The sequence below is a fragment of the Flavobacterium franklandianum genome (assembly GCF_007097365.1).
Classification (GTDB): Bacteria; Bacteroidota; Bacteroidia; order Flavobacteriales; family Flavobacteriaceae; genus Flavobacterium; species Flavobacterium franklandianum.
Map to the genome: position 1 here is coordinate 187,400 of NZ_VJZR01000001.1, position 22,574 is coordinate 209,973.

Annotated in this window: 16 protein-coding genes; 12 read left to right on the plus strand and 4 right to left on the minus strand. The window is 34.6% G+C overall.

The genetic code is table 11. The features are described 5' to 3' along the window. Positions 1-3: 3 nt before the first annotated feature. The 11 genes from atpA to FNW17_RS00965 all read left to right on the plus strand — a co-directional run bounded on the left by atpA (position 4) and on the right by FNW17_RS00965 (position 15,049). Positions 4-1,581 carry a F0F1 ATP synthase subunit alpha gene (atpA, locus tag FNW17_RS00915; RefSeq protein ID WP_143391275.1) on the plus strand — a complete coding sequence of 526 codons (1,578 nt, stop codon included), beginning with the start codon at positions 4-6 and terminating at the stop codon, positions 1,579-1,581. Between the two features lie 82 nt (positions 1,582-1,663). After that, complete coding sequence (atpG, locus tag FNW17_RS00920) at positions 1,664-2,524, plus strand: ATP synthase F1 subunit gamma (protein ID WP_143391274.1); 861 nt, start codon at positions 1,664-1,666, stop codon at positions 2,522-2,524. A gap of 245 nt (positions 2,525-2,769) precedes the next feature. Next, positions 2,770-5,763: a TonB-dependent receptor gene (locus tag FNW17_RS00925; protein ID WP_143391273.1), complete on the plus strand. Its 2,994-nt coding sequence runs from the start codon at positions 2,770-2,772 to the stop codon at positions 5,761-5,763. Between the two features lie 154 nt (positions 5,764-5,917). Then, complete coding sequence (locus tag FNW17_RS00930) at positions 5,918-7,537, plus strand: T9SS type A sorting domain-containing protein (protein ID WP_144070656.1); 1,620 nt, start codon at positions 5,918-5,920, stop codon at positions 7,535-7,537. Between the two features lie 123 nt (positions 7,538-7,660). Continuing rightward, positions 7,661-8,065 carry a GNAT family N-acetyltransferase gene (locus FNW17_RS00935; protein ID WP_144070793.1) on the plus strand — a complete coding sequence of 135 codons (405 nt, stop codon included), beginning with the start codon at positions 7,661-7,663 and terminating at the stop codon, positions 8,063-8,065. 94 nt (positions 8,066-8,159) lie between these two features. Beyond that, complete coding sequence (locus FNW17_RS00940; protein WP_143391271.1) at positions 8,160-9,623, plus strand: lipopolysaccharide biosynthesis protein; 1,464 nt, start codon at positions 8,160-8,162, stop codon at positions 9,621-9,623. Between the two features lie 72 nt (positions 9,624-9,695). Then, positions 9,696-10,130, plus strand: a complete 435-nt coding sequence (gene dut / locus FNW17_RS00945) for a dUTP diphosphatase (protein WP_144070657.1) — start codon at positions 9,696-9,698, stop codon at positions 10,128-10,130. 225 nt (positions 10,131-10,355) lie between these two features. Continuing rightward, positions 10,356-11,366, plus strand: coding sequence for a sugar phosphate nucleotidyltransferase (locus tag FNW17_RS00950; RefSeq protein WP_144070658.1), 1,011 nt, complete (start codon positions 10,356-10,358; stop codon positions 11,364-11,366). A gap of 197 nt (positions 11,367-11,563) precedes the next feature. Next, positions 11,564-12,913 carry a tetratricopeptide repeat protein gene (locus FNW17_RS00955; RefSeq protein WP_144070659.1) on the plus strand — a complete coding sequence of 450 codons (1,350 nt, stop codon included), beginning with the start codon at positions 11,564-11,566 and terminating at the stop codon, positions 12,911-12,913. Between the two features lie 8 nt (positions 12,914-12,921). Continuing rightward, the gene (locus tag FNW17_RS00960) at positions 12,922-13,719 is read left to right on the plus strand and encodes a DUF4292 domain-containing protein (protein WP_144070660.1); all 798 of its coding nucleotides are present in this window, start codon (positions 12,922-12,924) and stop codon (positions 13,717-13,719) included. Between the two features lie 58 nt (positions 13,720-13,777). Beyond that, positions 13,778-15,049 (plus strand): murein hydrolase activator EnvC family protein, encoded by a 1,272-nt coding sequence (locus FNW17_RS00965; RefSeq protein WP_235893229.1) that lies wholly within the window; start codon positions 13,778-13,780, stop codon positions 15,047-15,049. Between the two features lie 78 nt (positions 15,050-15,127). On the opposite strand, the gene FNW17_RS00970 is transcribed toward FNW17_RS00965, so the two are convergent. The 3 genes from FNW17_RS00970 to FNW17_RS00980 all read right to left on the minus strand — a co-directional run bounded on the left by FNW17_RS00970 (position 15,128) and on the right by FNW17_RS00980 (position 18,565). Further along, the gene (locus FNW17_RS00970) at positions 15,128-16,099 is read right to left on the minus strand and encodes a transglutaminase family protein (protein ID WP_143391266.1); all 972 of its coding nucleotides are present in this window, start codon (positions 16,097-16,099) and stop codon (positions 15,128-15,130) included. Between the two features lie 4 nt (positions 16,100-16,103). Then, a complete protein-coding gene (locus FNW17_RS00975) occupies positions 16,104-17,057 on the minus strand; it encodes an alpha-E domain-containing protein (protein ID WP_143391265.1) in 954 nt (317 codons plus the stop codon). A 71-nt stretch (positions 17,058-17,128) separates the two neighbouring features. Continuing rightward, the gene (locus FNW17_RS00980) at positions 17,129-18,565 is read right to left on the minus strand and encodes a circularly permuted type 2 ATP-grasp protein (RefSeq protein WP_144070662.1); all 1,437 of its coding nucleotides are present in this window, start codon (positions 18,563-18,565) and stop codon (positions 17,129-17,131) included. A gap of 606 nt (positions 18,566-19,171) precedes the next feature. Here FNW17_RS00980 and FNW17_RS00985 point away from each other — a divergent pair. Next, complete coding sequence (locus FNW17_RS00985; protein WP_144070663.1) at positions 19,172-21,166, plus strand: TonB-dependent receptor family protein; 1,995 nt, start codon at positions 19,172-19,174, stop codon at positions 21,164-21,166. A gap of 114 nt (positions 21,167-21,280) precedes the next feature. Here FNW17_RS00985 and FNW17_RS00990 read toward each other — a convergent pair whose 3' ends face one another. Next, positions 21,281-22,405: a PQQ-dependent sugar dehydrogenase gene (locus FNW17_RS00990; RefSeq protein ID WP_144070664.1), complete on the minus strand. Its 1,125-nt coding sequence runs from the start codon at positions 22,403-22,405 to the stop codon at positions 21,281-21,283. Between the last annotated feature and the right edge of the window lie 169 nt (positions 22,406-22,574).

A 22,574-nucleotide genomic window follows, 5' to 3' on the forward strand; every position in this document is an offset into this window, starting at 1 on the left:
ATTATGGCGGAAATTAAACCTGCTGAGATTTCAGCAATATTAAAAAAGCAAGTAGAAGGTTTTGAATCTGGTGCTACATTAGAAGAAGTAGGTTCTGTACTTCAAGTTGGAGATGGAATTGCTCGTGTTTACGGACTTTCTAATGTTCAATATGGTGAGCTTGTAGAATTTGACAATGGCCTTGAGGCTATTGTATTGAATCTTGAAGAAGATAATGTGGGTGTGGTACTTTTAGGAGCATCAACAGGCATTAAAGAAGGTTCAACAGTAAAAAGAACCCAACGTATTGCTTCCCTTAAAACAGGAGAAGGAATGGTAGGCCGTGTGGTAAACACTCTTGGTTTTCCTATTGATGGAAAAGGACCAATTACGGGTGAATTATTCGAAATGCCTATAGAAAGAAAAGCTCCTGGAGTTATCTTCCGTCAACCAGTTACAGAGCCATTACAAACTGGTATCAAAGCAGTAGATGCAATGATTCCTGTAGGTCGTGGACAACGTGAGCTAGTTATTGGTGACCGTCAAACAGGTAAATCTACCGTTTGTTTGGATACTATCTTAAATCAAAAAGAATTTTACGATGCAGGAAAACCTGTATTTTGTATCTATGTTGCAATTGGACAAAAAGCGTCAACTGTAGCTGGTATTGCAAAAATGTTAGAAGAAAGAGGTGCAATGGCTTATACGGTTATTGTTGCAGCAAATGCTTCTGATCCAGCTGCAATGCAAGTTTATGCGCCTATGGCCGGAGCTGCAATTGGAGAATATTTTAGAGATTCAGGTCGTCCAGCTTTGATTGTTTATGATGATTTATCTAAACAAGCTGTTGCTTACCGTGAGGTTTCTCTTTTATTAAGAAGACCACCGGGACGTGAAGCATATCCTGGAGACGTTTTTTACTTACACTCTCGTTTATTAGAAAGAGCTTGTAAAGTAATTGCTGATGATGGAATTGCAAAAAACATGAACGATTTACCAGATTCATTAAAAGGTATCGTAAAAGGTGGTGGTTCTTTGACTGCTTTGCCAATTATCGAAACTCAAGCTGGTGACGTTTCTGCATATATCCCAACAAACGTAATTTCGATTACAGATGGTCAGATTTTCCTTGATGGAGATTTGTTTAACTCAGGGGTTCGTCCAGCAATCAACGTAGGTATCTCGGTATCTCGTGTTGGAGGTAATGCTCAAATTAAATCTATGAAAAAAGTAGCAGGTACTTTAAAATTAGATCAAGCTCAATACCGTGAATTAGAAGCGTTTGCTAAATTTGGTTCAGATTTAGATGCCGTAACTTTAAACGTTATTGAAAAAGGAAAAAGAAACGTAGAGATTTTGAAACAAAATCTTAACGATCCTTATACTGTTGAAGATCAAACTGCCATTATCTATGCAGGTTCTAAAAACTTGTTGCGTAATGTTCCTGTAAATAAAGTAAAAGAATTCGAAAAAGATTATTTAGAATTCTTGAACAACAAAAACAGAGCTACACTCGATGCATTGAAAGCAGGAAAACTGACTGACGAAATCACAGATGTGTTAGAAGCAGCAGCAAAAGAAGTTTCAGCGAAATACAACTAAGTGGGAAGTGGGAAGTTAGAAGTGGGAAGTTACATTCCTTTTTCTAACTTCTAACCTCTTACTTCTAACCCCTAACTTTTATATGGCAAATTTAAAGGAAATCCGTAATAGAATTACTTCCGTTTCATCTACGATGCAAATTACATCGGCAATGAAAATGGTTTCTGCTGCAAAGCTAAAAAAAGCACAAGATGCAATTACAGCAATGCGACCTTATGCCGAAAAATTGACGGAATTATTACAAAATCTTTCGGCTACTCTTGACGGAGATGTTGGGGGAGAATTCACAAAACAACGTGAAATCAAAAAAGTTTTAGTGGTTGCTATTACTTCGAATAGAGGTTTGTGTGGCGCTTTTAATAGTAATGTGATCAAAGAAGTTAAAAACCGTGCCGATTACTATGCAGGAAAACAAGTTGATGTTTTTGCCATTGGTAAAAAAGGAAACGACATTTTGACCAAAACCTTAACCGTTGTGGACAATCAAAGTCACGTTTTTGATCATTTGACTTTTGATAATGTGACTGTAATTGCCGAAACATTGACTCGAAAATTTGTATCTGGTGAGTATGACAAAATTGAATTGGTTTACAATCAATTTAAAAATGCTGCGACTCAAATCGTTCAAGTAGAACAGTTTTTACCATTAGCAGCAATTAAAACGGATAAACCAGCTTCAACAGGTGATTATATTTTTGAACCATCCAAAGAAGAAATTGTATTGACTTTGATTCCAAAATCATTGAAAACACAATTATACAAAGGTGTTAGAGATTCATTTGCTTCAGAACACGGAGCGCGTATGACTGCGATGCACAAAGCAACAGACAACGCAACCGAATTGAGAGATCAATTGAAATTAACATACAACAAAGCACGTCAAGCAGCAATTACCAATGAGATTTTAGAGATTGTTGGTGGAGCGGAAGCTTTGAAAGGATAAAATTTTATTCGAAATATATTTAAGAGTCCCGCAAATCGCGGGATTTTTTTTATGCTTTAATGACAGAAAATTTTACATAAAACTTAACTTGGAGAGAAATCAACACATAATTATTGTTTAGCTCACAATAAATTAACATTAGGTGGTTATAACATAAATATGTTAATCTACCATTAACATACAAAATTTAGTTTAAAAGTATTTTTGCGGTGAAATTCTAGCAATTTTTAATCAAAAATATTTCAATGAAATTATCTTATCTTATCGTATTTTTATTTTTTGTAAATTCTGTCTTTTCTCAAGATTTAAAAGGATCAGAATCAACTGATAATTATGTAGCAGATGCCACATTACCAAATAGAATAGACGAAAATTCCATTATTACAGGAACTGTAATAGAGGAATCTACCGGAAAACCATTACCAGGAGTTCTTGTTACAATAAAAGGAACAAAACTGGCCACCCTTTCAGATGCTGAAGGAAAATTTTATTTCAGAAAAATGCCTGCGGGAAAATATGATTTAGAGTTTTCGTTTTTCTCATTTTCAACCAAAATTGTTTCGGATGTTGAAGTTGTAGATAAAGAAGCAACAGTATTAACAGTTTCTTTGGCGGAAATGAGCGGAGTTCTAGATGAAGTAGTAGTCAGAACGGTAAAAGCAAAAGCAGAATCTGTAAAGTCACTTTTAACAATGCAAAAAAACAGCGTTAGAGTTTCTGACGGAATTTCTGCAGAAAGTATCAAAAGAACTCCAGACAAGACGGCTTCAGATGTTTTAAGACGTATTAGTGGAGCTAGTGTTCAAAACAATAAATTTGTTATTATTCGTGGTTTAAATGATAGATACAACACTACCTATTTAAACGGATCACCCTTACCAAGTACGGAGCCAGACAGAAAAGCTTTTTCTTTCGACATTTTCCCATCCAATATGCTTGATAATTTAGTTATTAATAAAACGGCATCTCCAGATTTACCTGGAGAATTTGCAGGGGGTGTTATTGAGATTAACACTAAAATGGCTCCAGACAAAAATTTTCAAACTCTTTCGATAGGTACTGGATATAATACAGTTACAACAGGCAAATCAAAATTAGTTGCTCGTGATGCTAAAGTAGGATTGCCGTCTAATTTTCCAAGCTCGGACGAATTCATTAATTTACAAACTCAAAAGACAGAGAGTAGTATTCTTCAAATAGATAATTTGTCAAAGAATTATCAAACGGATTGGGGTATAAAAGAAGATAAGTTTGACCCAAACACTAGTTTTCAGTTTAGTCTTGGTCGTTATTTTAAATTTAACGGAGAACAAAGTTTAGGTTTATTGGCTTCTGTAACTAATAACACATCCAACGTTTATGCTGAAAGCAATCGAAAATTTTATGACACACCAGGTGCGCTTCTTGAAGATTTTTCGGATAAAAGTTATAGCTCGCAAAGACTTAGTGGAGCTATTTTAAATCTTTCCTTAAAAATAAATTCAAACAACAAATTTAGTTTTAAAAATTTGTATAGCCTTAATACTGAAACAAGATTTACCGACCGAAATGGGACTAAAAGAGTAGAGGAAGAACCTACAATCACTAGTTCTACTAACCGATTTTTTTCTAAAAACAATATTTATACTGGACAATTTATTGGTGAACATTTCTTGTCAGAAAGCAAAATTAAAATTAATTGGGTTGGCTCATATAGCAATGTAAAACGAGATATACCAAGCGAAAGAAGAAACACGTATGAGTATATTCAATATGCAGATGGAACTCAATCAGTCCCAACGGCCTACTTTTTTGCTGGTGTCGTAGGAAAAGATAGTCCAGGTTCTATTTTTACATCTTCAAATAGCGAATATATTTTAAGTTCTAAGATTGATGTTAGCAAAAAAATAAATTTTTCAGATAATTTCTCAGCCGATATAAAAATTGGTGGAATTACTCAATCTCGAAACCGAAAATTTGAAGCTAGACAATTGGGTTACATTCCTTTTAATGGTAGAGTGGGAGGAGTTAGTTATGGATCAGGAACTTTTGGTAATACAACAATTCCAACAATGCCAAATGCCACTATATTCAATGCTTCGAATATGGGTATTTTTACACCTAAATCAAGTGGTTTGACCTTATACGATGGAACAAAAGGAAGTGATTATTATGATGCAGAAGCTAATTTAGATGCGGGTTATTTAATGATTGATAATGTATTTAATAAGTTGAGAGTAGTTTGGGGTGTTCGATTAGAAAATTATTCACAACATTTAAAATCTAAATCTATTGTAGGCGAACCAGTTGTTGTCGATGATTCACAATTAGACCTATTGCCATCTGTAAACTTTATTTATAAACTTACAAAAAATCAAAATTTAAGATTAAGTGGTTCCAAAACATTGAATAGACCAGAATTCAGGGAATTAGCACCTTTTTTATTCTTTGACAATGAAACTCGATTTAACACTTCAGGAACACCAACTCTTAAAATCACTGAAATTTTGAATGCTGATTTGCGATATGAATTTTTTCCAGGAAATGCACAATTGTTTTCTGTCTCAGCTTTTTACAAAGATTTCAAAAATCCAATCGAAATCCAAGCATTGGCAAACAACTCAAATCAATATAAGAATGCCGCTTTTGGAACCGATTACGGTATTGAATTTGAATTTAGAACTTTGTTAAGTACTATTTTTGGAACAAAAGAAACTAAAATTTTAGATGATTTGACACTTTACTCCAATCTTGCTGTTATTCGGTCTAAAGTTGATATTTCTAATTTGTTTGAGACTCCATCAGCCGTTGAAGACACACCAATGCAGGGACAATCTCCTTATGTTTTAAATGCAGGATTACAATATATGAACTCAGAAGCAGGATGGTCAATATCTGCAAATTTGAACAGAATTGGAAATAGAATTACCATTCACGCGAATCAAACCTTGGGTAATCCTACAGCTGGTTATTGGGAAAAAGCGAGAACCTTGTTAGATTTTCAAGTAGCCAAAAGTTTATTTAAAAACAAACTTGAAATTAAGATGAATCTTCAAAACGCATTAGCGCAAGATTTAGTTCTTTACCAAAACAATGATTTGCCAGGAACCCAAGAAATTAAAGGATTTGATGCTTTTGTAAACAAAGTTTTCTTAGGAGATTCTCAAAATAAAAATGGATACAATAGTCAAGAAGATGATTTAACTACGAGAATTAAATTTGGTTCATCCTATTCCTTTTCTTTAACCTACAATTTCTAATAACGAATTTATTGTAAAATGCTAAGAGCTTGATTTTTATAGATCAGGCTCTTAATATTTAGATAACAGTATAGTGTTATTTATATAACTTTTAGTTTACCCAATATTTACATTCCCATCTTAATATTGCTAAATAATTTAAACACACACAAAAATGAAAAAAATTTACTTTTTATTAATGCTAGTTCTAGTAACTTTTACTGGTTTTGCTCAATTTACTACGACAACTTATCGAGGCGCTTTTGCACCAGCTCCAGCTGCAATGTGGACAGATTCTTGGACAGAATATAATCCTCAAAACAAGGTCTATCCAACACCAACAGTAACTATTTCTACTGAAATAACTACCAATACTACTTGGACAGTAGGTAACACCTACACTTTAGCAGGACAAATTTATGTAAAAAACAACGCAACACTTACTATTGAGCCAGGAGTAATTATTCGTAGCACTGCACCAGGAGCAGGTTTGTTTATCACAAAAGGGGCTAAACTTATTGCCGAAGGAACCTCTACTAGCCCAATCGTTTTTACATCTGGTTATTCAGAAGGTAATAGAAACAGAGGTGACTGGGGAGGCGTTATTTTAATGGGTAAAGGAGCTTACAATATCAATGGTGGAGTAAACAATATTGAAGGTATTGCACCAACTGCTGACACACAATATGGTGGTGGAGCTAATCCAGACGATAATGACAACTCAGGTTCTTTGAAATACGTAAGAATAGAGTTTGCAGGTTATACTTATGGAGCTGCAGGAAGTAATACAGAAATCAATGGTTTAACAATGGGAGCTGTTGGTAAAGCAACAACAATTGATTATGTTCAAGTTTCTTATGCCAATGATGATTCTTTTGAATGGTTTGGTGGAGCTGTAAATTGCTCACACCTTGTTGCTTACAGAGGTTTTGATGATGATTTTGATACCGATAACGGTTTTAGTGGTAATGTACAGTTTTGTTTGGCCATTAAAGAACCAGCCATTGCAGACTCTTCAGATTCAAACTGTTTCGAATCAGATAATAATTCAACAAGTACTGCTGGAACTAAATTTACAAGTGCAATTTTCTCAAACTGTACTTTGATAGGACCAACTTACAGAGCAACATTATCAAGTGGAGGTACCTTAGCGGTTAGACACAGAAGAGGAGCTCATTTAAGAAGAAACACACAACTTCAAATTTGGAATTCTATTTTTATGGATTTTGTTGACGGAGTTGTTGTAGATGGAGCAACAACACAAACAAACGCAACAAATGCTACGTTAAAATTCAAAAGTAATATTATTGCAGGAACAGCAGTAGCGAAAGTGGCTACAACAACTCCTGTAGGTTTCGATGTAGCTAATTGGTTTTCTTTAAACAATAACACAAGTCAAACAACAAGCGCAGGAATATTAACAACGCCATACAATGAATTAGACGGAAGTTTATACACAGGATTAGATTACAGGCCAGCAACTAGCTCTATAGCTTTGACAGGCGCTGATTTTACAACACTTAGTAATGATAAATTTGCTTCAAACGCTGAGTTTTCATTAAGAGTTTATCCAAACCCATCTACAGACAGTTTCAAAATCAATTACATTTCTTCGTCTAATGAAGAAGTAAAAGTAACAGCTTATGATATGACTGGGAAAACAATCGAATCACTAAATGTCGATTATGATGCAATCAATAACCAACAAATAGGAAATGATTACGCTCCAGGCGTTTATTTAATCTCATTGAAACAAGGAGATATCAACAAAACAGTTAGAGTAATTAAAAAATAAATAGTTACCCATATCTTACTTTGAAAGTCCCGATTTAATCGGGACTTTTTTTGTTTAAATTTATCCCCTAATTTCAACACCAATACAATTTTGAAAACCCTAGAACTCACCACGATTGAAGAAATGCTGGAACAAATCGAAATAATACGTCATTTGTATCCCAATATTTCCGATGAGAAGTACAAATCCTATCTTGAAGCAATGATACCGAACAACTATACTCAGATTGCGATTTTTGAAAACGAAATCTGTGTTGGACTAACAGGTTTGTGGTATGGAATCAAACTTTGGTCAGGCAAATATATGGAAATAGACAATTTTATAGTTCATCCCGAACATCGTTCCAAAGGAATTGGCAAGCTCTTGACCGATTACGTCAACCAAAAAGCAACAGCATTAGACTGCACAATGATTGTACTCGATGCCTATACCCAAAATTTTACTGCACATCGGTTTTATTACAGTCAAGGCTATTATCCCAGAGGCTTCCATTTTATTAAAACATTAAATGAAGAAGGATTATCATAAGTCTCAAGAATAAACTATTTGGATTGAAATAATAAATTCAGAATTAAACCAAAGAAAAGGTTATTTTTGTGTCATAAAATTAATAGTAACACCCTTGGGATTATATAAAAATCTTTTCAAACAAACTGCCATTTACGGACTCGCAACGGTTTTGCCCAGAATGTTGAGTTTTTTATTGGTACGATTATACACAGGCGTTTTACCTACATCTGATTATGGAGAAGTTTCGATTCTATTGTCTTGGATGGTTTTTTTCAACGTGATTTTGTCTTATGGAATGGAAACGGCCTTTTTTCGTTTTTATAATTCCGAAACTGACAAGCAAAATGTAATTGCTACATCTACTATTTCGATATTTTGGTCCACCATTTTTTTTCTTTTTGGAGCCTTAATTTTTAGAGATTCATTAGCTGCTTATGCAAATGTTGAAGTGCAATTTATTACGTATTCAATTTGGATTTTAGCACTTGATGCTTTGGTTATTATTCCGTTTTCAAAACTCAGAGCCAATCAACGGCCTATGAAGTATGCTGCCATCAAGATAGGAAACGTGATGGTCAACTTGATTCTCAACATTTTCTTTTTGGTTTATTTACCGCAATTGGCAGCGGATAATCCCCATTCGTTTATGGATAATCTATATGTTGAACACTCTGAAATAGCCTATATTTTTATTGCCAATTTACTAGCGAGTTTACTCACATTGGTCGTTCTTTCGCCCAATTATTTCAATTTAGATAGAAGATTCGATAAACTTCTGTGGAAAAAAATGATGAAATACGGCTTGCCAATTCTTGTCGCCGGAATCGCCTTTGCAGTCAATGAACATTTCGATAAAATTCTTTTAGGCTACTTGCTTCCAGAAAATATTGCCAAATCCGAAGTCGGAGCTTATTCTGCCTGTTACAAACTCGGATTGTTTATGGTTTTGTTTGCCACCGCTTTTCGTTTGGGAATTGAACCTTTCTTTTTCAGTCATTCAACTAGCAAAAATGCGCCGCAGACATATGCTGTCATTACAAAATATTTCGTCATATTGGGTTCGTTAATTCTGTTAGGAGTCATTGTTTTTGCCGATATATTGAAGTTCCTTTTGCTCGACAACAAATCCTATTGGCAAGCGATGAAAGTCGTGCCCTTAATCATTTTGGCCAATTTCTGTCTAGGAATTTACAACAATCTTTCGGTTTGGTACAAACTCACCGATAAAACTCAAATAGGTGCTTATATTTCGATTGTTGGTGCCATTTTAACTTTGGTTTTAAACTATCTTTTAATTCCAAAATACAGCTATTACGGGTCGGCAATTGCTACTATTGTCGCTTACGGAAGTATGATGATTATTTCTTATGTTCTAGGAAACAAATATTATCCAATTCCTTATGATATGGAGAAAATAGGCGGTTATATGGGCTTGTCCATCTTGTTTTCTATTATTTCTTTCTATGGATTTAGAGAAAATTATTTCGTTGGAATCCCATTATTAATTGGGTTTATGTATTTTATATATTACAATGAAAAACAAACCATATTGGGCATCCTAAAAAGGAAAAAATAAACATTGACAATTTACGGACAAAGGGCACGGACAAGTCGCGACTTGTCCCTACGTATCCTCAAAATAAATAAAATGAAAATAAAGATCATCAACAAATCGCAACACGACTTGCCTAATTACGAAACCATCGCCTCGGCAGGAATGGATTTGCGTGCCAATTTATCCGAATCCATAACCTTGAAACCCTTAGAAAGAACCATCGTAAAAACAGGACTTTTCATCGAATTACCTATTGGTTATGAAGCGCAAGTGCGACCAAGAAGTGGTTTGGCAGCCAAAAAAGGAATCACAGTTCTTAATTCGCCAGGAACTGTAGATGCCGATTATCGTGGAGAAATTGGAGTGATTTTGGTCAATTTATCCAATGAAGTTTTCGTTGTCGAAAACGGGGAACGCATTGCCCAACTCATTATAGCGAAACACGAAAGAGCCGAATGGATTGAAGTTCAAGAATTATCAGAAACTTCACGAGGAGAAGGCGGTTTTGGAAGTACAGGAGTGAAGTAAGTATTCAGTGTTCAGTCACAGTTAGCAGATAAATACTCAGATAAACAATTAGAAAATCCGTGGAAATCGGTTCAATCCGTTTAATCTGTGGCAAAAAAATTATCAATAACACCTCCTATAACTTTGCGAAAACTTTCGTAAACTTTGCGGTTAAAAAGAATAAATTAATAAGAGGATGAGATTGCTTTGCCACGTGCCTCGCAACTCCTCGCAATGACAAAACAAATGAAAATAATAGTACCAATGGCTGGACGAGGTTCCAGACTAAGACCACACACATTAACAATCCCGAAACCTCTAATTCCTATCGCTGGAAAACCAATCGTACACCGTTTGGTCGAAGATATTGCAGGAGTTTTGAATCAAGATATCGAAGAAGTTGCTTTTATCATTCACGAAAGTTTTGGCAAAAAAGTAGAAGAAGATTTAATCGCCATTGCCGAAAAATTAGGCTCAAAAGGAACTATTTATTACCAAAATGAAGCATTGGGAACAGGTCACGCCATTATGTGTGCCAAAGATTCTTTGAGCGGACCAGCTGTTATTGCGTATGCCGATACTTTGATTCGAGCCGATTTCGATTTAGATCAAAATGCCGATAGTGTGATTTGGGTAAAAAAAGTAGATAAACCAGAAGCTTTTGGTGTAGTTAATTTGAACGAAGCCAATCAAATTATTGAATTGGTCGAAAAACCAAAGGAGTTTGTTTCGGATCTTGCCGTTATCGGGATTTATTATTTCAAAGATGTTGCGGTTCTAAAAGATGAACTTCAATATGTTTTGGATAATAATATAATCAACGGTGGCGAATACCAAATTAATGACGGAATCAAACAAATGATGGCTAAAGGTATGATTTTTGTACCCGGAGAAGTCGCCGAGTGGATGGATTGCGGCAACAAAGACGTTACGGTTGAAACCAATTCCAGAATGTTGGGATTTTTACATAATGATGGCGAACATTTGGTAGATTATGATGTAAAACTAGAGAATTCAACCATCATTCCACCTTGTTATATTGGCAAAGATGTAGTTTTGATTAACGCAACGGTTGGTCCAAATGTATCTTTAGGAGATGGATGTCACGTTGTTGATAGTTCTATAAAAAACAGTCTGGTGCAAACGCATTCGCATATCAAAAACGCTAATTTAGACAACGCAATGATTGGAAGTCACGCTAGTTTTGATGGTAATTTTACCAGCATTAGCATTGGAGATTATTCGGTGTTGGAATAATTCTTGTCATTAATAATTTTAAATTGCCTCCAGCTTTAGCTGGAGTAAAATGAATAAATGTTTAATTGGGCTTTAGCCAAAATTAATTTTATTTTGGCCAAAGCCATTGAAAGCTATCTTTATTTTATTCCTCTAGCTAAAGCTGGAGGCAATTAAAAAGTTGTCAAATCTAGGCTAACAAATCTCAATTTGCATAAATGAAAAAAACGGTTTCATTCTTTTTATTCTTGGTTTTGCTTTGCAATTCAGCTTTGCTATTGGCGCAAGCCGAACCAGAATCTATTGTGCCTGAAACCGACAAATTTCAAGATTATTTTTACGAATCCTTAAAGCAAAAAGGAATCGAAAATTACGATAAAGCCATTACAGCATTGGAATATTGTTTGAAATTAAAACCCAATGATGCCGTAGTTTATTCGGAAATGGGAAAGAATTATTTTGGGCTAAAAAATTATGAACAAAGCTATTCTTCCTATGAAAAAGCGGCACAAATAGATCCGAAAAACAAATGGTATTGGGCAGGAATGTATGAGGTAAGTTATCAAACCAAGAATTATAATCAAGCCATACTCTCAGTTAATAAATTAATTGAGTTTGACAAAATTTATCAAGACGATTTGGTTTCACTTTACATGTACACGCAACAATTTGACAAAGCACTCGTTTTAATTGAAGAGTTGAATGAAAAGGTTGGAAAATCGGATCGACGTGAAATGTATAAAACGCAAATTTTGGCACAAGGGAAATTCCAAAATGCCGAAGTGAATATTTTGATTGAAAAAATCAATAAAAACCCAAAAGAGGAGTCCAATTATGTTGCTTTATTAAAGCTATATTCTGAGAATAATGAAGCTCAAAAAGCATCCGAAATAACAAAAAAACTAGAATTGGAAATTCCAGATTCAGACTGGGCTCAACTGGGATTTTTTCAATTTTATTTAAACCAAAACGAAGCTCAGAAAGCTATAAATGCAATGAATGTAGTTTTGGCAAGTTCCCAAATAGAGGCTAAAATTAAACGGCGTGTTCTGAATGAATTTTTGAATTTTGTTAATAAAAATCCGCAATATTCCCCAGATTTGGAGAAAGCAATGGCTTTTTTTGACAAAGATCCAGATGTAAATGTTGCCAAAGAAATAGGGAAATATTATTACAGTAAAAAGCAATGGGACAAAGCCATTTCCTATTATCAATTATCATTAAAAAATAATTCGGGATCAGACATCGAAACCAATATGCTCTTGCTTCAGTCGTATGTCGAAACCAAACAATTTGAGATGGTGTCAAAAAAATCGGCATCTTTGGTAGAAATTTATCCTACACAGCCTCAGTTTTATTACTTTTCTGGTTTGGCAAACAATCAATTGAAGCAATTCAAAAAAGCAATAGATATGCTAGAAATGGGAATGGATTATGTGGTCGATGATTTACAATTAGAAATTAATTTCAACCTGCAATTGGGCGAGGCCTTCAACGGTTTGGGAGATTTCAAGAAAAAAGAACAGTATTTTACTAAAGCCAATCAATTATTAAAAGCCAAAAAATAAGAAATAAAATGAATAAATTTTCAAAAAACACAAGACTTCTTTTTTTGGTTAGCTTCATCAGCTCATTGGTGCTAGTTTCGTGTAAATCCAAAACAGCAGTGGCCGATGTGTCTAAAAATGAAAACCGAAAGAGTGTCAATAAAATCATTGAAAACTACTACAACAATAAAAATGAGTTTTCGACATTATATATAAAAGCGAGTGTTCAATATGCTACTGAGAAACAAAATCAGAATGTTACAGCCGAAATTAAACTCAAAAAAGACGAACAGATATTGATAAGCATTCGGTTTTTGGGAATTACAATGGCCAAAGCTTCGATTACACCAACCAAAGTAAGTTATTACGAAAAAATAAAAGGAACTTATTATGAAGGCGATTTCAGCGCATTAAGTCAATTGTTAGGAACCGATTTAGACTTCAATAAGGTGCAAAATATGCTGTTGGGAAGAGCCATTGACAATTTGAAAGAAGGGAAATATACAGAAACATTTACCGATCAAGTGTATAGATTGGACGAAGAATCTGATGGAAACACTAAGAAATCGTTCTATATTGATGGAAATAATTTCTCGATAAACAAAGAGGAAATTATACAAACAAAAGAGGAAAGAATGATTCAAGTTGTGTATTCTAACAAAAAAGAATTCAAAGAAATGACCTTGCCTTTGACACTAAATATCGACAGTTATCAAAAGCAAGGTAAAACGGAAATAAACTTAGAATACAACAACGTAACCTTTAATGAAGAACTTTCTTTTCCTTATAGTGTTCCAAATGATTACAAAAGAATTATAATTAAGTAAATTTGCACAAACTTATTTTACTATGCCAAAATTTCTCCTAAGCCTAATATTAATTTTTATGACTTCATTGATGTGGAGTCAAGAATCCCAGCAAGAAAAATTAGAAAAACGAAAAGCTCAAATACAACAAGAAATTAGAGATAACGAAAGGTTGTTGCTATCGGTAAAGAAAAAAGAAAAATCGGCGGTAAGCGTTGTTATTGTTCAAACCAATAAAATAAAGCTGAAAGAAAAACTGATCAATACTACCGAAAAGCAAGCTAGGTTGTTGAGCAACGATATTTATATTAATCAATTAAAAATAAATAAGTTAAATCGGGAACTAGTTGTTCTCAAAGAAGATTATTCAAAGATGATTGTAAAGTCGTATAAAAGCCGTTCTGAACAAAGCCGAGCGATGTTTATCTTGTCCTCTAATAGTTTTTTGCAAGCTTATAAAAGAGCACAGTATATGAAACAATATACAGGCTACAGAAAAATGCAGGGTGTTGAAATTAAATCAAAATCAGATGAGCTTACGGATTACAATGAAAAATTAGGCGTTCAAAAATCAGCCAAACAAAAACTGATTCAAGAAAACGAAAAAGAAAGATTATCACTGCTAAAAGCAAAGCAAGAGCAAGATAAACTGGTCAAATTAATTAAAAAAGACAAGAATAAAATTGCCACTGACATCAAGAAAAAACAACAAGAGGCAAGAGCAATCGACAGACAAATTGATCGTATAATTCGAGAAGCTATAGCCGAAGCCAATAGAAAAGCAGCTCTAGAAAAAGCGATGAGAAAAGCGGAAGCCGAAGCAAAAGCTGGAGATACCAAAGAAGAAATTAAAACACGAGCTAAAGCCATTGTATCTTCAGCACCTGCAGTGTCGTCTTCAAAAATTGTGTTAACCCCTGAAGAAAAAATATTAGCCGATAATTTCAAATCTAACAGAGGGAAATTGCCTTGGCCGGTAGAAAAAGGCTTTGTTTCATTGCCTTATGGAGATCAGCAGCACCCACAATTTCCCACCTTGAGAGTTCATAATAGCGGGGTCGAAATCACAACCGAATCAGGATCTACTGCAAGAGCCGTATTTGCAGGGGAAGTAACGAGTGTTATGGTTTTATCTCCAGTAAATAAAGCCGTAATGATACAACACGGGGACTATTTTACGGTGTATCAAAATTTGAGTTCGGTAAATGTAAGTAAAGGAGATAAAGTCAATATCAAGCAAAGTATTGGAAAAGTAAGAACCAATGGCGAAACGGGAAGAACTGTCCTAAAGTTCACCATTTCTCAGAATACAACCTATAATAATCCAGCCAGTTGGTTGTATAATATGTAATAGAAAAATAAAGTACACATAAAAACAGCGCCATTTTATTTTTAAAATGGCGCTGTTTTTTTATACGAATAAAACTAACTATTGTTGCTGTTGCTGCTGTTGACGTAGTTGTAACTGGAGTTGATATTCTAAAAGATCAAGCTGTCTTTGCACATCATCAGAAATTTTTTGAAGTTTTACATGGTTTACTTCTTCAAACTGTCTTCCATCTTCATATCCTATCGAAACGCTAACCGAAAGCGTTTGTTTAGCAAATCCTTTGAAAGTTCCTTTTACAGGACTACATTCATTAAAATCCCGACCAACCGAAAGTTTGACATGATTGTCCATTGTCCATACATTATTGGTTGGATCTATGCCTAGCCAGCCTTGTGACGGAGTGTAAAATTCTACCCAAGCATGAGTTGCTCCTTCTCCTCTAAATCCAACTGAATTTGGACAAATATAACCACTTACATATCTCGAAGGAATTCCAGCAGTGCGCAAAAATTGCAACAGAACGTGTGCAAAATCTTGACAAACTCCTTTTTTGTGAACTAATATTTCATCAACGGTAGTTTCAATATTTGTAATTCCTTTGGTATACGTAAAGTTTTTAAAGATATATTCACTGCATTTTTGAGCAATTTCTATCACAGAAATGTTAGCTGCATTTATTTTTTTTAAATAGGAATCTATTTTCTTTTGATTTGTAATGACCTCTGGACTACAAAGTCGAAGCAAAGAGCTGTTGTTACCTTTTTCTAATTCTAAATCTTGCACTTTGGTAGTATCTATTTCAGGAATTCTGAGCGAATGATTGACCCGAACTAACATTTGAGATTCGATAATCATCTCTTTGTGTGGTTCCAAAATATTGAAATTACCAACACTATTGCCGTAAAAATCTTTTGAGATTTCGAGATTGGGATTAGTGGTTATCAAAAGCTGATGTTGTAAGACCTCTTGATTATCAAAATTGTGTGGAAACAAACGAATCTCGTTGATGCTCTCTTTGATAGGCCAATTGTATTGGTATTTTGTGATATGAACTATTTTGAATGTAGCCATTTTTTTAGGTATATGAAAAGAATAATTTAGAAAAATCAGTCGAAAACTGAACCAATTGTGTCTTAGTGTCGTTTAAAACATCTTCTAACTGTTGGTTTGTTAAGTTGTGATAATCGGTATATTTAACCATGCTTTTCAGCCTACCAAATTGATTTTGAAGTGTTCTAGATTCAGGTGAAATATTATCTATACACAAGTATTCTAAATATTTATCGATTAATTCTAAAGTGTACATTACGGAATGTGAAAAATCTTTATTGAAAACCACATGCTGAACGATTTTTCGATTGTGAGATATGTTACTATAACTTTTTAAATATTGTTCATAACCAGAAAGCGACAATAACAAACGTCTCCAATACAATAAATCTTCTTCGCCATCCAGGTTATAATTAATGGGTTTATAGTAAGCTTGTGTCATCGAAATGGTTTGTAAACAGCGTTCTATGTTTTTTCCAACACTTGAAAAGCACCACCCTAAGCCTCTTGGCATAGTGACATGAAGGATTCCGTTATACAACAAAAGATCATTTTTGAGTTTGGTAATGATCCCTACCGCCTCATAAGTTTCTAATTTTCGAGGCAATTCAGGCGAATTCATATAATGATACAGAGAGTTTATGTGTTCCCAAAGCTCTTTAGTAATTTTGTCTTGCGAACCTCTGGCATTTTCGCGAGCTTTCCGAACTAAGTTTTTAACAGAATCAACATTATGATTGTCACAAATAATGTATTTCAAAACAAAATTCGAATCATATTGCGATTCAATAATTTGATTTTTAGTCAAATCAGTATAATATTCTAATAACGGTCTGTATCCCTGAGAATCATTCATTTCTTTGTCGAATGACAAGATATAAAAGGTATTAAGAGTTAGCAACATGCCATCTGTTCTTTCCATATATCTGTTGAGCCAAAACATTCCGTCTGCAACTCGGCTGAGCATATTTGTTTTCATTTTATTTGTCATTGCGAGGTACGACCTGTCCGCCGCGGCGAAAGTAATCTCAACCTCTTGTTAATTCAATTTTATTCAATAATCCAAGTGTCCTTGCTACCTCCGCCTTGAGATGAATTGACAACCAACGACCCTTCAGTAAGCGCCACACGAGTAAGGCCGCCAGGAACAATTTTTACGCCATCAGGTCCAAATAAAGCATAAGGTCTTAAATCTACATGTCGCAGTTTTAGTTGTCCATCGATCAGGCAAGGCACTGTACTAAGCTGAATAATGGGTTGTGCAATAAAATTCCTTGGATTGGCAAGAATTGCTTTCTTCCCTTTATCAAGTTCTTCCTCAGTGGCTTTATTGCCCATAATCATTCCATATCCACCACTTTGATTGGTTTCTTTGATGACCATATTCTCCATATCGGCAAATACGAATTCCCGTTCCTCTTTATTTTCCATTTGATAGGTCGGAACATTTTTTAGAATAGGCTCTTCATTTAGATAGTATTTTATCATATCAGGTACATAAGCATATACAGCTTTATCGTCTGCAACCCCATTTCCTACTGCGTTTACTAAGGCAACATTTCCCATTTTGTAAGAGCTAATCAATCCGGGAACTCCCAAAGCACTATCTTGTCTAAAAACCAAAGGATCTAAATAATCGTCATCAAGGCGTCTGTAAATTACATCTACTTGTTCTAAACCAGAAGTGGTTTTCATGTAAACATTATTGTTGTTTACAACCAAATCTCTTCCTTCTACTAACGGAATTCCCATTTGTCTCGCTAAAAAAGTATGCTCATAATAAGCCGAATTGTAAACGCCAGGAGTTAGCAAAACGACATTAGGATTTGAAATGCTTCGAGGCGACATTGAGATTAAAATGTTGTGTAAGACCATAGGATAATTACCCACCATACTTACCCGATTCGAAGTGAGCATTTCCGGAAAAATTCGCTTTGTAATCTCTCTGTTTTCAAGCATATAGCTTACTCCACTAGGACATCGAAGATTGTCTTCTAGCACATAAAACGTGCCGTTTTCACCTCGAATCAAATCGATACCCGCAATGTGAATATGAATATTATGAGGTAATTTTATCCCATGAACTTCTTGAATATAATGAGGACAAGAGGATATTAAAGACGCCGGAATAATACCTTCTTTGATAATAAGTTGTTCGTTGTAAACGTCCTCTAAAAATAAGTTGAGCGCCTTTAATCGCTGCCCAATTCCTTTTTCTACTTCGTCCCAATCTTTATGAGTGATTATTCTTGGTATTATATCAAACGGAAATATTCTCTCTATCCCTTGATTGTCATCGCTGTAAACTGTGAATGTAATTCCTTGGTTCATAAAAAAATCAGAAGCTTGTTTTTGCTTTTGTTCAATGTTTTCGGGACTAAGGTTTTGTAATGTATGTAAAACGTTGCGGTAAGAATTTCGCACTCCTTTACTCGAAAACATCTCGTCCCATCCATTTGGGTTCAATTTGGGAATCAACTTCATCATATTTTACATTATTAAATAGTCAACTTTTTAAATTATTATTTGTTATAATAATTGTTAAAAACAAATTTATTGTTTTATTTTTATCAAAATACCTGTAATGCTGAATAATTAATAATTTATATGATATTCTTTTTTTTGACTTTTATTTTTGACATATTTATTATTTTTTCACTTCAAATTTAGTATTCATCAATATAATAAACTATAAAAATAAGGACTTCTACCCGTTCTTAAATAGGGGGTAAAATTATTAAAAATCTCAATTTTGAACAATAAAAGCTATTAATTAATGGGTGTAGACGCATTTTTTTTAGTTAAATATTGTTGAAGAAATTAGCAATTGGTAAAAATGGAAAGACCTTATATTTCTAAAAAGTATTTCAAGTAGCCCCGACGAGAATCGAAGCCAAATCATTAACATTCAACAATGATTTAAATTTTTAACTAACCCAACATCTTTTGGGGAATCAGAAAGAATAAGTTAATTTTACAAAGGTTTTATTCACCTAAATTTTCTAACAATTGTATAAAAATATATTTTCTTTTTTTCTAATTTTCTTTGGTATCGCTCAGGTTTTTAGTCAGGTAAAAACAGATACAATAACAATGCAAGAAATAATTCTGCAAGCTTCTCCTATCAAAAACACGCTTCAAAATGCAGCTTCGGCTGTCGCTGTTATCACCACAGCCGATATTAATAAAACCGATGGAATTATTCTTACTCCCGTTTTGAATAAAATCCCAGGGGTTTTTATGCAACAGGGCGGTTTGAACACCAATAGAATTACTATTCGAGGCATTGGAGCTCGTTCTCAATATGGAACCAATAGAGTAAAAGGGTATTTTAATTCGATTCCGTTGAGTTCTGGTGAGGGAGAAACTGTCATAGAAGATATTGATGTAGCCGCTATTGAAAAAATCGAAATTACGAAAGGGCCAAATTCAACTAGTTTCGGTTCTGGTTTGGGTGGCGTAATTCATTTGTTTGCAAAGGAAACGCCTTTGATAGAATCTTTTGGCAAAGCAACATCTACTTTTGGCAGCTTTGGTTTGCTTCTACAACGACTCTCGGGCGGATTCAGCGATTCGAATTCTAATTTATTCTCTAGTTATTCGGATTTGCAAAGTGACGGATACCGTGCCAATAGCTCCTACAAGAGAAAATCATTCAACATACACGGAAATCAAAAAATAGGAAATAAAGGGAATTTGACCTTTTTGGGAATTTTCACTCGCTTGAAAGCCTATATTCCTAGCTCTTTGAATGAAAATAATTATAACCAGAACCCTGAAAAGGCAGCTACTACTTGGGCAGCTGCGCAAGGATATGAATCTTATGACAAATTTTTGATAGGTTTGGGATATGACCATCAATTTTCTAAAAAATGGACTTTGAAATCGAGTCTTTTTTCTAATTTTAAGGACGGTTATGAAACAAGACCCTTTGATATTTTGGAGGACAAAACCAATTCGTTGGGACTGCGTTTGCATCTCAATTACAAAGACCGCTTGCTTTCTTTGCCTTTTGAGTTAAGTTTCGGAACGGAACTCGCAACAGAAAAATACCAGTATTCCCTTTTTAAAAATTTATACTTGTCTCAGCCCGGTCAGGGAAGCATTCAAGGAGATCAGTTTAGTGCAATTGAACAAAAACGGAAATACATTAATTATTTTTTTCAAATGGAAGTTTGGCTTTCAAAGAATCTTCATTTAGAAACCGGAATCGCCTTAAATTCAACTCAGTATTCGTTGGAAGATGTTTTCCAAACCAATTCCGAAAATCAAAATAACGACTACACTTTTGGTACTGTTTGGTCGCCCAGAATTGGGTTTTCCTATAAATTGGGAAAAGGGAAAAACATTTATACCTCAGTTAGCAAAGGATTTTCGGTGCCATCAGTTGCCGAAACCTTGACTCCCGAAGGACAAATCAATACCGATTTGAAGCCAGAAACGGGTTGGAACTACGAAATTGGTTTTAAAGGAAATTGGTTCGAAAATAAATTATATACCGAACTCACTTTTTTTAGTACACAAATCGAAAATTTGTTGGTCGCTCGACGCACCTCCGATGACCAATATGTGGGAATTAATGCGGGCTCGAGTTCTCATCCGGGGATTGAGTTTCTGGTGAATTACAAACTATTAGATTCCAATACCTTCCAAATTACTCCTTATTTTTCTGCGACACTAAATAACTTTAAATTCAAGGATTTTGTAGATGCCGAAGCCGATTATTCAGGTAATAAGCTCACGGGTGTACCTAATAAACAATGGAGTTTAGGATTGGATGTAAGCATAAAAAAAGGGTTTGGTGTAAACATTTCCTATCTCACGGTTGGTAATATCCCGATGAATGATTCTAATACAAAATACAGTGATGCCTATTCTTTGCTAGATATTAAAACCACCTATTTATTTACGATTCTTAAAGTGCTCAAAACAGAATTGAGTGCTGGAATCAACAATGCCTTAGACGAAAAATATGCGGCTAGTATTTTGCCAAACGCAGTCGGTTTTGGTGCTGTTCCACCACGATATTATTACCCAGGCAATCCAATAAATTATTATGGAGGTTTTTCGGTTTCTTATGTTTTCTAATACATTTCAATATAAAATTACTGCAAATTACTTGTTCGGAGACTTTTTGTTTGTTACCTCAGGAATTCATGATATAATTCTAAATCTCAATTAAATTTTGGTTATCAACAGCTATTAATTTGGAATTATTTTAAAAATTCCTTTTCCTTCGACAGCGATGTAAATCAAGCCATCTGGACCTTGTGCCACATTTCTTACTCGGCCAATGTCTGTAGCAATTTTTTGACGCTCAATTACTGTATTTCCCTTCAATTTTACTAGTTCCAGATATTGAAATTTTAGAGAACCCACAACCAAATGTCCTTTCCAGTCAGGATAACGGTCGCTGGTAACAAAAGCCATTCCGCTTGGAGCGATAGAGGGTAGCCAATAATAAATAGGATTTTCAATACCCGGTTTTTGGGTCAGTGTGCTTATGGTTGTTCCATCATAATCAATACCATAAGTGACTATTGCCCAACCATAATTGGCCCCTTTTTTTATGATATTGATTTCATCGCCACCCTGAGGGCCATGTTCGTGTGCCCAAATTTCTCCCGTTTCGGGATGTTTTGCCATTCCTTGCGGATTGCGATTACCAAAAGTATAGATGGCTTCTTTTGCCCCTTCCTGACCTACAAAAGGATTGTCTTTTGGGATGCTTCCGTCATCATTCAATCGGTATATTTTTCCGCAATCACGCTTGATATCCTGAGGGTTTTCCTTGTTGTTACCGCGCTCTCCAATCGAGAAAAACAAAAATCCTTCATTGTCAAAAACAATTCTAGAACCAAAATGTTGTCCTTTAGTGGTGTTCGGCGTAGCCTTATACAGAGACTCTATTTGGGTTAAACTTCCATCTTGTAATTTTGTTCGAATGAGTTTGGTATTGCCACCATCTCCATCGCCTTCTTCGGAAGCATAAGTTATATAAATCCAACCATTTTTGGCATAATCGGGGTGAAGGGCGATGTCTAACAAACCGCCTTGTCCTCTGTTGTACACTTTAGGTACATTTTTCACTTCGGTTTTTATGCCATTTTTTATATGAAACAGAATTCCACTTTTTTCGGTGACCAACATACTTCCATCAGGAAGCCACACCATTCCCCAAGGTATTTGAATATCGGACACCACCTTTTCAAGGGTGTAATTTTTGACTTCTTCTTTAATGGGAATATCGTTTGGTTTCTCCTGTGCATCGCAACTTAGCGAAATGACAGAAAAAAACAGAATATAGACAAGTGTGAATTTTTTCATAATTAATGATTTTAAGTCTGTTTGAATGTAAATCTTTTTAAAGTTAATAAAAGAGATTTTATAGAGATACATTTTAGTAAATTATTAACGTATGATTTTATAGGCGTCGTCATTTAATAGTTTGCTGTATAGGTGTTTTTTCAAAAGGGGTATGTTCTTTGAACTTTAA